1 protein-coding gene and 2 pseudogenes are annotated in these 12,663 nt (G+C 75.7%); 2 read left to right on the top strand and 1 reads right to left on the bottom strand.

From position 1 onward, the window contains the following. Positions 1 to 54 precede the first annotated feature (54 nt). Together AB8Z36_RS17410 and AB8Z36_RS17405 are read left to right on the top strand one after the other, a co-directional pair. A pseudogene (locus tag AB8Z36_RS17410) lies at positions 55 to 9,849 on the top strand (type I polyketide synthase); the annotation flags it as partial. A 10-nt stretch (positions 9,850 to 9,859) separates the two neighbouring features. Continuing rightward, a pseudogene (locus AB8Z36_RS17405) lies at positions 9,860 to 11,287 on the top strand (type I polyketide synthase); the annotation flags it as partial. Here AB8Z36_RS17405 and AB8Z36_RS17400 read toward each other — a convergent pair. Beyond that, on the bottom strand, positions 11,205 to 12,663 hold a 1,459-nt coding region (locus AB8Z36_RS17400), incomplete at its 5' end, for a cytochrome P450 (RefSeq protein ID WP_369214231.1). The pseudogene AB8Z36_RS17405 and the gene AB8Z36_RS17400 sit on opposite strands and share 83 nt — an antisense overlap.

The raw sequence follows: 12,663 nt of genomic DNA, 5'->3' as shown, positions 1-12,663 counted from the left end.
GCCCGAACTCCGCGACGACAGCGCCGCMACCTGGCGGCGCTGGCCGGAGCGGCCCGCGAGCGGTACGTGCTGGACTTCCTGCGCGCCCAGGTCGCCGCCGTCCTCGGCCACCCCGACCCGGCCGCCGTCGAACCCGACCAGGCCTTCACCGACCTCGGCTTCGACTCGCTCACCACCGTCGAACTGCGCAACACCCTGACCGCCACCACCGGCCTGCGGCTGCCCGCCACCCTCGTCTACGACCACCCGACCACCCGCGACCTGGCCGCCCACCTGCTCACCGAGCTCCTGGGCGAACTGCCGGAACCGGCCGCGTCGGACGGCACGGGCGCGGGCGCGGCACGCGCCACGGACGAGGACCCGGTGGTCGTCGTCGGCATGGGCTGCCGCTTCCCCGGCGGCGTCGCCTCGCCCGAGGACCTGTGGCACCTGCTTGCCGAGGGCCGCGACGCGATCTCCGGCTTCCCCGCCGACCGCGGCTGGGACCTGGACGCCCTCGCCCGGGGCGGCTCCGCCACCCTGGAGGGCGGCTTCCTCGAAGGCGCGGGCCTCTTCGACGCCCCCTTCTTCGGCATCTCCCCGCGCGAGGCCCTGGCCATGGACCCGCAGCAGCGGCTCCTGCTCGAAACCTCCTGGGAGGCCCTGGAGCGGGCGGGCATCGACCCGCAGAGCCTGCGCTCCAGTGCCACCGGTGTCTTCGTCGGCACCAACGGCCAGGACTACGCCACCATGCTGCGGCGCGGCACCACCGACGTGCAGGGCCACGCCGCCACCGGCACCACCGCCAGCGTGATGTCCGGCCGCCTGTCCTACACCCTGGGTCTGGAGGGCCCGGCCGTCACCGTCGACACCGCCTGCTCCTCCGCCCTGGTCGCCCTGCACATGGGCGCGGGCGCGCTGCGCTCCGGCGAGTGCTCCCTGGTCCTCGCGGGCGGCGTGTCGGTGATGTCGAGCCCCGACGCCTTCGTGGAGTTCACCGCGCAGGGCGGCCTCGCGGGCGACGGCCGCTGCAAGGCCTTCGCCGACTCCGCCGACGGCACCGCCTGGTCCGAGGGCGCGGGCGTCCTGGTCCTTGAGCGGCTGTCCGACGCCCGCCGCAACGGCCACCCCGTCCTGGCGGTCCTGCGCGGCTCCGCCGTCAACCAGGACGGCGCCTCCAACGGCCTGACCGCCCCCAACGGCCGCGCCCAGCAGCGGGTCATCCGCCAGGCCCTGGCCGACGCCCGCCTCACCCCGGCCGACGTCGACGCCGTCGAGGCGCACGGCACCGGCACCACCCTGGGCGACCCGATCGAGGCGCACGCGCTGATCGCCGCCTACGGCCGGGAGCGCGACCCCCGGCACCCGCTGCTGCTCGGCACGGTCAAGTCCAACCTGGGCCACACCCAGGCCGCCGCGGGCGTCGCCGGTGTCATCAAGACCGTCCTCGCGCTCGGCCGCGGGGAACTCCCGCGCACCCTGCACGTGGACGCCCCGTCCTCGCACGTCGACTGGAGCGGCGGCACGGTGGAGCTGCTGCGCGAGCACCGGGAGTGGCCCGACGCGGGCCGTCCGCGCCGCGCCGGTGTCTCCGCCTTCGGCGTGAGCGGCACCAACGCCCACGTCATCCTCGAACAGCCGGTGCGGGCGGCCGAGCCGCAGGCCCCGGTGGGGCCCGAGGCCACCCCGGCCCTCGTGCCGTGGCTGCTCTCCGCCCGCTCCGAGGCGGCCCTCGCCGCCCAGGACGCACGGCTGACCTCCTTCACACGGGCGCGGCCCGAGGTCCCCGCCCTCGACACCGCCTACAGCCTGGCCGTCGGCCGCTCCGCCTTCGCCCACCGCGCGGTGCTGCTTGTGACGGACGGGGGCGAGACGGTGGACACCGTCCGCGACCAGGCCGCCGAGCGCAGGCTCGCCGTCCTCTTCTCCGGCCAGGGATCCCAGCGCCTCGGCATGGGGCGTGAGCTGTACGCGCGGTTCCCGGTCTTCGCCGAGGCCCTCGACGCCGTGGCGGCCCGCCTCGACACCGACCTCGAACGGCCGCTGCGCGAGGTGCTGTTCGCGGCGGAGGGCACCGAGGAGGCCGCACTTCTGGACAGCACCGGGTACACCCAGCCCGCGCTGTTCGCGGTCGAGGTGGCGCTGTACCGCCTCGTCGAGTCGTGGGGTGTGGCTCCGGAGTTCGTCGCTGGTCACTCCATCGGTGAGATCGCGGCCGCGCATGTGGCCGGGGTGTTCTCGCTGGAGGACGCGTGCACGCTGGTAGCCGCCCGTGCCCGGCTGATGCAGGAACTGCCCGCGGGGGGCGCGATGGTGGCCGTGCAGGCGACCGAGGCCGAGGTCGCGCCGCGGCTGACGGAGGGTGTCGCCCTGGCCGCCGTCAACGGCGCCGACTCCGTGGTCCTGTCCGGCGATGAGGACGACATCCTGGCCCTGGCCGCCGCGTTCGCGGCGGAGGGCCGCAAGACCCAGCGTCTGTCGGTCAGCCACGCCTTCCACTCGCCGCTGATGGAGCCGATGCTCGCGGAGTTCCGCCGCGTCGCGGAGGGCCTGGCGTACGCCGAACCGCGTATCCCAGTCGTCTCCAACGTCACCGGCACCCTCGCCGAGCCGGGCCAGCTCACCACCGCCGAGTACTGGGCCCGGCATGTCCGCGAGACCGTCCGGTTCTCCGACGGCGTACGGGCCCTCGCGGGAGCCGGTGCCGACGCCTTCCTGGAGATCGGCCCCGACGGTGTGCTGACCGGCCTGGCCGCCCGCGTGCTCGACGAGGCGGCGGACGGCGCGACCGGCGCCCACAGCGGCCCCGTCGTCCCCGCGCTGCGCAAGGACCGCGACGAGGAGCGCGCCCTGCTCACCGCCCTCGCCCGGCTGCACGCGGCCGGAGTCGGTGTCGACTGGGCCGCCTGGTTCCACGGCACCGGCGCCCGCCGCACCGAACTGCCCACCTACGCCTGGCAGCACGAGCACTACTGGCCCGAGCCCGCGTCGGGCACAGGTGCGGGCGCCGGTCAGGACCCGGTGGACGCCGTGTTCTGGGCGGCGGTGGAGCGGCAGGACCTGGAGGCCCTGTCCACCACTCTCGACCTGGACGACACCCTCCTCTCCGGTGTGCTGCCCGCCCTGTCGACCTGGCGCCGCGGCCTGTCCGAGCGTTCCCTGGTGGACGGCTGGCGCTACCGGGTGACCTGGCAGCCCCTCACCGGCACCACCCCCGCCGAGTCCGCCACCGGGCCGTGGCTGGTCCTGACCCCGGCCGCGCTCGACGGCGACCCGTGGGCGGAGGCCCTCGCCGGGGCGCTCGGCGGTGCGCTCGGCGAGGACGCGGTACGCCTGGCCGTCCCGGCCGGTGACAAGGACGCCGCCGCGCGTCTCGAAGCGGCGGCCGACGGGACCACGTACGCGGGTGTCGTCGCCGTGACTGCCGGGACCGCCATGGACGCCGCCGATGTCTCGGCACGCCCCGACGCCCTGCTGCGGCTGCTCGCCACCGCCGGGATCGACGCCCCGCTGTGGTGCGTCACCCGAGGCGCGGTACGGGTGGGCCGTTCCGACCCGGCGGCCGACCCCGCGAGCGCCGCGCTCTGGGGGCTGGGCCGGGTCCTGGCCCTGGAGGAGCCGGAGCGCTGGGGCGGGCTCATCGACGTCGACCACGTCGCCGACGCCCGCACCGCCGACCGCCTGCGTGCCGTACTCGCCCCCGCGGCCGGTGAGGCCCCGGTCGAGGACCAGGTGGCGCTGCGCGCCTCCGGCGCCTTCGGACGCCGCCTGACCCGGGCCGCCGCCCAGCACCCCGACGCCGTCTGGCGCCCCTCCGGAACCGTCCTGGTCACCGGAGGCCCGGAGGGCTTCGGCGGCCATGTCGCCCGCTGGCTCGCCACGCACGGCGCCACCGGCGTGCTGCTCGCCGGTCCCGCCGACCCGGCGGACGCGGCGCACGAGGAGCTGCGCGCCGAGGTCGAGGCCGCCGGTGCCGTCCTCACGCTGGTCACGCACACCGACCCGGCCGACGCGGGCCCGCTCGCCGAAGCCGTCGCCGCGCTGCCCGTGGACCGTCCGCTCACCGCCGTCGTCCACACCGGCGACACCGGGGGCACCGACGAGCCCTCCGTGGCCGCCGTGCGCGCCGCTCACGACGCGCTGACGGCCGCCGTGGGGGAGCGGGACCTTCAGGCGTTCGTCGTCTTCGGCTCCATCTCCGCCGTGTGGGGCGTCAGCGGACAGGGCCGGGGTGCCGCCGCAGGGGCCTGCCTGGACGCCCTGGTCCAGGAGCGCCGCGCCCGGGGAGCCAACGCGCTCTGCGTCTCCTGGGGCGCCTGGCAGGGCGCGGGGCCCGACGGCCTCGCCGCCCACCTGCGTGTCAACGGACTGCCCGCCATGGAACCGGGCCACGCCCTCGCCGCGCTCGCCGCGGTGGTCGGCGAGGCCGCGGCCGATCCGGCGGGCCCCGCCTCCGTGACCGTCGCGGACGTGGCCTGGGACCGCTTCGCCCCGGCGTTCACCCGTACCCGTGCGGGAAGGCTGTTCACCGCGCTGCCCGAGGCGCGCGAGGCCCTGCGCGCCACGGACGGCGAGGGCGGTGACGCGGGTACCGCCGCGGGCCTGCGCGAGCGGCTGCGGCCCCTGGACCGCGCCGACCGCGCCCGCACCCTGCTCGACCTGGTGCTCGCCGAGGTCGCCCCGGTGCTCGGCCATGCCGACGCGGGCGCGGTACCGGCCACCAGCGCCTTCAAGGACCTGGGCTTCGACTCGCTGACCGCCGTCGACCTGCGCAACCGGCTCGGCTCGGCCACCGGCCTCACCCTGCCCGCGACCCTGGTCTTCGACTACCCGACGCCCGCCGCCCTGGCCGCACACCTCCTGGACGAACTCCTCGGTGACCTCGACGGCCTCGGCGGCCCCGGCACGGGGACCGGCGCGGACACCGCCGCGCGCCGCGCCGCCGGGAACGGCGCCGACGACCCGATCGTCATCGTGGGCATGAGCTGCCGCTACCCGGGTGACGTCCGCTCGCCCGAGGACCTGTGGGAGCTGCTCGGCGCCGGGACCGACGCCATCGGCGGCTTCCCCACCGACCGTGGCTGGGACCTCGAACGGCTCCTGCACGGCGACCGCGAGGGGCGCGGCCGCAGCGTCACCCACGAGGGCGGATTCCTCTACGACGTCGCCGACTTCGACCCCGCCTTCTTCGGGATCTCCCCGCGCGAGGCCCTGGTCATCGACCCGCAGCAGCGGATCGTGCTCCAGGCCGCCTGGGAGGCGCTGGAGCGGGCCGGCATCGACCCGGCCGCCCTGCGCGGCGGTGACACCGGTGTCTTCGTCGGCGGCGGCAGCGGCGACTACCGCCCCGCCATCGGCCAGGCCGGCCACGTGGAGACCGCCCAGTCGGCGAGTCTGCTCTCCGGCCGCCTGTCCTACACCCTGGGTCTTGAGGGCCCCTCCGTCAGCGTCGACACCGCCTGCTCGTCGTCCCTGACGGCCCTGCACCTGGCCGCCCAGGCGATCCGCGGCGGCGAGTGCTCGCTCGCCCTGGCCGGTGGTGTCACGGTGATGTCGACGCCGGTCGGCTTCGTCGAGTTCGGCGAGATGGGGGCGCTCTCCCCGGACGGCCGCTGCAAGCCCTTCTCCGACGCGGCCGACGGCACCGCCTGGGCCGAGGGCGTGGGCATGCTCGTCGTGGAGCGCCTGTCCGAGGCGCGCCGCCGCGGCCACGAGGTCCTCGCGGTCCTGCGCGGCTCGGCCATCAACCAGGACGGCGCGTCCAACGGCCTGACCGCGCCCAACGGCCCCGCCCAGCAGCGCGTCATCCGCAGGGCGCTCGCCGCCGCCGGTCTCGCCGCCCGCGAGGTCGACGCCGTGGAGGCGCACGGCACCGGCACCACCCTGGGCGACCCCATCGAGGCCCAGGCCCTGCTCGCGACCTACGGCCGTGAGCGGGACGCCGGACAGCCGCTGCTGCTCGGCTCGGTGAAGTCCAACATCGGCCACAGCCAGGCCGCGTCCGGCGTCGCCGGAGTCATCAAGATGGTCCTGGCCATGCGGCACGGCACACTGCCGCGCACCCTGCACGTCGACCGGCCCTCCAGCCACGTCGCCTGGGACCCCGAGGCGATACGGCTCCTGACCGAGCCCGCCGACTGGCCCGAGACCGGACGCCCGCGCCGCGCCGCCGTGTCCTCCTTCGGCGCCAGCGGCACCAACGCCCACGTCATCCTGGAGCAGCCGCCCACGGTGCCGAGCACGTCCGCGGACGCCGGGGCCGCCCCCGTACGGCCGCTGCCCGTACCGCTCTCCGCGGCCAGCGCGGACGCCCTGCCCGAGCAGGCCGCACGGCTGCGTGAGCGGCTGCTCGCGGCGGGCCCCGAGGCGCTGCCGAGCACGGCCGATCTGGCGCTCTCCCTGGGCACCACCCGCTCGGCGTTCGAGCACCGCGCGGTGCTCGCCGTCGCCGGACGGGACGAACTGCTCGACGCGCTCGGCGCCCTGGCCGAGGACCGCGGCGACGGCGCGGTGCTGCGCGGCCGCGCGGCACCCGGCGGCCGGACCGCGTTCCTCTTCCCCGGCCAGGGTTCCCAGCGCGCGGGCGCGGGCCGCGTCCTGTACACCCGCTTCCCGGTGTTCGCGGCGGCCCTCGACGAGGTGCTCGCCCACTTCGACCAGGAGCTCGAACGCCCGCTGCGCGAGGTGATGTTCGCCGAGGAGGGCACCGCGGAGGCGGACCTCCTGGACAGCACAGGATGGACCCAGCCCGCCCTGTTCGCCCTCGGTGTGGCCCTATACCGGCTGTGCGAGTCCTGGGGAGTGCGGCCCGACCTGCTCGCGGGACACTCCGTCGGTGAGATCGCCGCCGCGCACGTGGCCGGGGTGTTCTCCCTGGCCGACGCCTGCCGGGTGGTCGCCGCCCGCGCCCGCCTGATGCAGGCCCTGCCCTCCGGCGGCGCCATGCTGGCCGTGCGCGCCACCGAGGACGAGGTCGCCCCGCGCCTGACCGACCGGCTCTCGCTGGCCGCCGTCAACGGCCCGGAGGCCGTGGTGGTCTCCGGCGACGAGGACGCGGTGACCGCGCTCGCCGACGAGTTCGCCGCACTGGGCAGGAAGACTAGGCGTTTGCGGGTCAGCCATGCGTTTCACTCACTGCACATGGACGCCATGCTTGAGGACTTCGAACGGGTCACCCGTAGCGTGTCGTACACCCCGCCGAAGCTGCCCCTGGTGTCGAACCTCACCGGGGAACCGGCCACCGACGAGCAGGTGTGCGACCCCGGCTACTGGGTGCGGCACGTGCGCCGCGCGGTCCGCTTCGGCGACGGTGTCCGCACCCTCGCCGCCCGGGGCGCCACCCGCTACCTCGAACTCGGCCCCGACGGCGTCCTGTGCTCCCTCGCCCAGGACACCCTCGACACCCTGGCCGACGAGAACCGCCCCGCCCCGGCGGTCGTCCCGGCGCTGCGCACCGGACGCGACGAGGAACGTTCACTGATCACCGCGGTGGCCCGGCTGCACGCCGCGGGCCAGCCCGTCGACTGGACGGCGCTCCTCGCGGGCACCGGCGCCCACCGCGTCGACCTGCCCACCTATCCCTTCCGCAGGCAGCGGTTCTGGCCCGACGAGGCTCCGGCCACCGCCCAGCCGCAGGAGGACGCGGGAAGCGCCGGGGACGCGGCGTTCTGGGCCGCCGTCCAGGACCAGGAGTTCGACTCCCTGGCCGGGCAGCTCGGCGTCGACGGCGACGCGCTCTCCCGCGTCCTGCCCGCCCTGCGCGACTGGCGCCGCAAGCACGGCGACCAGGCCACCGTGGACGGCTGGCGCCAGCGCATCGCCTGGCGGCCCCTGAACCGGACCACCGCCAAGGCGCCCGCGGGCACCTGGCTCGCCGTGGTGCCCGCCGAGCACGCCGACGACCCGTGGACCGCGCACATCCTGCGCGTCCTCGGCCCCGGCGCCGTACCGCTCGAAGTCTCCGGCCAGGACCGCGCCGCACTCGCCGCCGAGATCCGCGAACGCCTCGATGTGACAGGACCGTTCACGGGCGTGGTCTCCCTGCTCGCTCTCGCCGGGGACACCTCCTCCGGAGACACCTCCGCCGGAGCGGCCTCCGACGAGGACGGCAGGGCTACGGGCACGGGCCTCACCGCCGACGGCACGCCGCTCGGCGCCGCCCTGACCGCCACCCTGGTCCAGGCGCTCGGCGACGCCCGCACCGACGCCCCGCTGTGGTGCCTCACCCGTGGCGCCGCCGCCGTCTCACCCGCCGAAAGCGTGGCCGCGCCGCTCCAGGCCGCCGTCCACGGACTCGGCCGGGTCGCCGCGCTCGAACACCCCCAGCGCTGGGGCGGCACCGTCGACCTGCCCGTCACCCTCGACCAGCGGAGCGCCGAACGGCTCGCCGCCGTCCTCGCGGAACCCGAGGGCGAGGACCAGCTCGCCGTACGGCCCGGCGCGGTCTTCGGCCGCCGCCTGGCCGCCGTACGCCCCGGGACACCCCGGGACTGGCAGCCCACCGGCACCGTCCTGATCACCGGTGGCACCGGCGCCCTCGGCGCCCGTACCGCCCGCCGACTCGCCGGGGCGGGCGCCCGCCGCCTGCTGCTGCTCAGCCGCAGCGGGCCCGACGCGCCCGGCGCCGCCGAACTCGCCGCGGACCTGCGCGCCCTGGGCGCCGAACCCGTCATCACCGCCTGCGACACCGCCGACCGGGACGCCCTGGCCGCCGTCCTCGCCGAACTGCCCGAGGACGCGCCGCTGACCGGCGTCATCCACACGGCGGGCGTCCTGGACGACGGCGTGGTGGACGGCCTGACCCCCGAGCGGTTCGCCACGGTGTTCCGCGCCAAGGTCACCTCCGCGCTGCTCCTCGACGAGCTGACCCGCGCCCACGAACCGGAGGTGTTCGCCCTGTTCTCCTCCGCGTCCGCCGCCGTCGGCAACCCCGGACAGGGCACCTACGCCGCCGCCAACGCCGTCCTCGACGCCCTCGCCGAACGGCGCCGCGCCGAAGGCCTCCCGGGCACCTCGGTGGCGTACGGGGCCTGGGACGGCGACGGCATGGCCGGCGGCGAGCGTGCCGCCGCCCTCGCCCGGCGCACCGGCATCCGGCCGCTCGACCCGGACCTCGCGGTCCTGGCCCTGCGTCAGGTAGTCACCGGCAGCGACCCGGTCGCCGTCGTCGCCGACGTGGATCCGGAGCGGTTCGTCCGCGCCTTCACCAGCGTGCGGCCCAGCAGCCTCCTCGCGGAGATGCCCGCCCACGCCGCGCTCACCGCCGCCGCCGCCGGCGGCGCACGCGACACGGAGGGTTCGGGACCGGCCCTGCGCGAGAAGCTGGCCCGGCTCCCCGAGGGGCGCCGCGCCGCGACCGTCCTGACCCTGGTGCGCGAGCGCGCCGCCGAGGTCCTCGGGCACCCCGGCACCGACCAGGTCGGCCCCGACCGGGCCTTCCGCGACCTCGGATTCGACTCCCTCGGCGCCGTCGAGCTGCGCAACCAGCTCAACGCCGCCACCGGCCTCACCCTGTCGGCCACCCTCGTGTTCGACCACCCCACCCCCGCCGCCCTCGCCGGGCACATCCTCCAGCAGCTACAGCCCAGCGGCCCCGTCGGCACCTCCGGTGCCCACGGCACGGGCGACGACGAACGCGCCGTGCGCGCCGTCCTCGCCGGTGTTCCGCTGGACCGGCTGCGCGACAGCGGTCTCCTCGACCAGCTGCTGGAACTCGCCGGGCAGACCCCGGCCGCACCCGGCACGGACCAGGACGGCGCGGTCTCCGACGACGCCGCCGACGACACCTATGACGTGTCGATCGACGCCATGGAGATCGACGACCTGGTCCAGGCGGCACTCAACGCCACCACTGACGAAGAGCGGGACTGACGGAGCCATCATGACCACGCCCAGCGAAAAAGTAGTCGAAGCTCTCCGGGCCTCGCTCAAGGAGACCGAGCGCCTCAGGCGGCAGAACCGCGAACTCGCCGCCGCGGCCTCGGAACCCATCGCCGTCGTCGCGATGAGCTGCCGCTACCCCGGGGGAGTCAACTCGCCCGAGGACCTGTGGGACCTCGTCTCCAACGGCACCGACGCCGTCTCCGGCTTCCCCACCGACCGCGGCTGGGACCTGGACGCGCTGCGGGAGGCCGGGGTCGACGCCCGCGGCCACTCCGTCAGCCAGCAGGGCGGATTCCTCGACGGGGCCGCCGACTTCGACGCCGGATTCTTCGGCGTCTCCCCGCGCGAGGCCGTCTCCATGGACCCCCAGCAGCGGCTGCTCCTCGAGACCTCCTGGGAGGCGATCGAGCGGGCCGGCATCGACCCCAGGCGGCTGCGCTCCAGCGACACCGGTGTCTTCGTCGGCACCAACGGCCAGGACTACGCCTACCTGCTGATCCGCTCCCTGGGCGACGCCACCGGCGACATCGGCACCGGCATCGCCGCCAGCGCCACCTCGGGCCGCCTCTCGTACACCCTGGGTCTGGAAGGCCCGGCCGTCACCGTCGACACCGCCTGCTCCTCCTCGCTCGTCGCCCTGCACTCCGCCGCCCACGCCCTGCGCGCGGGGGAGTGCACCCTGGCCCTGGCCGGTGGCGTCAACGTCATGTCCGCCCCCGGCTCCCTGATGGAGTTCAGCCGCCAGGGCGGCCTGGCGGGCGACGGACGCTGCAAGGCCTTCTCCGACGAGGCCGACGGCACCGGCTGGTCCGAGGGCGTGGGCATGCTCCTCCTGGAGAAGCTGTCCGACGCGCGCCGCAACGGCCACCCCGTCCTCGCCGTGATCCGCGGCTCCGCCGTCAACCAGGACGGCGCCTCCAACGGCTTCACCGCCCCCAACGGACCCGCGCAGCAGCGCGTCATCCGCCAGGCCCTGGAGACGGCCGGACTCACTCCCGCCGACGTGGACGCCGTCGAGGCGCACGGCACCGGCACCCCGCTCGGCGACCCCATCGAGGCCCAGGCCCTGCTCGCCACCTACGGCCAGGACCGGCCCGGGGACCGGCCGCTGCTGCTCGGCTCCATCAAGTCGAACATCGGGCACGCCCAGGCCGCCGCCGGTGTCGCCGGGGTCATCAAGATGGTCATGGCGATGCGCCACGGCGTTCTCCCCGAGACCCTGCACGCCGCGAACCCCTCCCGCCACGTCGACTGGAGCGCGGGCTCCGTGCGGCTGCTCACCGACCGCACCGAGTGGCCCGAGACCGGCCGCCCCCGCCGGGCGGGCGTCTCCTCCTTCGGCATCAGCGGCACCAACGCCCACGTCCTCCTGGAACAGGCGGAACCGGCCGACGCCCCGCAGCCCTCCGATTCCGCCGCGCCCGCCGCGCCCGCCSGGCGGGGGCGGCCGGTGGCTTGACCGGCGGCGAGGAGACCTGCCAGTCGCCGCGCGACCTGGGCACGTTCGCGGAGGGCCGGGCCATGACGTCCTGCGGCGGCCGGGGCGCGAATTGCACCGGAAGCTCCACCAGGTGCCGCGAGAGGATCGAGGACGTCCACCGCAACGCGGACTCCTCGACGGAGAGTTCCACGTCGGGCAGGCGCATCAGGAGCGCGTCGACCCCGGTGTCGGCGATGGCGCGGCCGAGGTCCTGCCCCGGACACTCGTGCGGCCCGCCGCTGAACGCCAGGTGCGAGCGGTTGCCCCGCATGTTCGCGGCGAGGTCGGGACGTACGACCGGGTCGACGTTGCCCGGCGCGATGCCGAGGAGGAGTCCGTCGCCCGCCCGGATGTGCTGGCCGCCGAGCTGGGTGTCCTGCTTGGCGAAGTAGCCGAGCATGGCGCTGAAGGGCGGCTCGTCCCACAGGGACTGCTCGACCGCCTCGGGCACCGTCATCTGCCCGCCGCTGAGCTGGGCGCGGAAGCGCGGGTCGGTCAGGACCATCCGCAGGACGTTGGCGAGGAGGTTGGCGGTGGCTTCGTAGGAGGCGATGAGCACCAGCCGCAGGTGGGCGCCCACCTCGTCGTCGGTGAGCTGTGCCGGGTGGGCGATGAGGCTGCTGGTGAAGTCCTCCTCCAGCTGGGCGCGGCGCCGTGCCACGAGGCCCATCAGGACCTCCATGATGTAGGCGTTGCTGGCGATGGCGGTCTCGGTGCCCCGGATCATGTCGCGGGCCGACTGCACCATGCGTTCGTTGTACTCCTCGGGCATGCCGAGGACGTGGCACATCACCATCATCGGCAGGTGCTCGGCGAACTGGCTGACCAGGTCCGCCCGGCCGTCCTGGCAGATGTCGTTCAGGAGCAGGTTCGTATAGCGGTTGATGTAGCGCCGGACGCCCCGGTGGTCGATGCCGGACATGGCGCCGGTGACCGCGCCGCGCAGCCGCTGGTGCTCGTCGCCCTCGACGAAGCTGGCCATGGGCTGCCAGGTGAAGACGGGCGCGAGCGGGTGGTCGGGGCCCGCGCTGCCGTCCCGCACGGCGCGCCAGATGCGCGAGTCGCGGGTGTACTGCGAGGGCGTACGGGCCATGTGGAGGTTCTCGCTGTGCCCGAGGACCACCCAGATCGGCACGTCGTTGTGGAGCAGTACGGGCGCCACCGGGCCGTGCTCGGCCCGCAGCTTCTCGTACAGGCCCGCCAGGTCGGCCTCCGCCTCGGGGCCGTAGAGACGGCGCAGGCCGCCGGGGCCGAAGCCGTGGGCGGGACAGCCCGGCGGGGGCGCCACGGGGTCGTCGGTGCCCGGCCAGGGAGAATGGGGA

It is taken from the genome of Streptomyces flavofungini (assembly GCF_041028215.1).
GTDB classification, from domain to species: domain Bacteria; phylum Actinomycetota; class Actinomycetes; order Streptomycetales; family Streptomycetaceae; genus Streptomyces; species Streptomyces flavofungini_B.
This window is presented reverse-complemented; position numbering and strand designations above follow the sequence as displayed.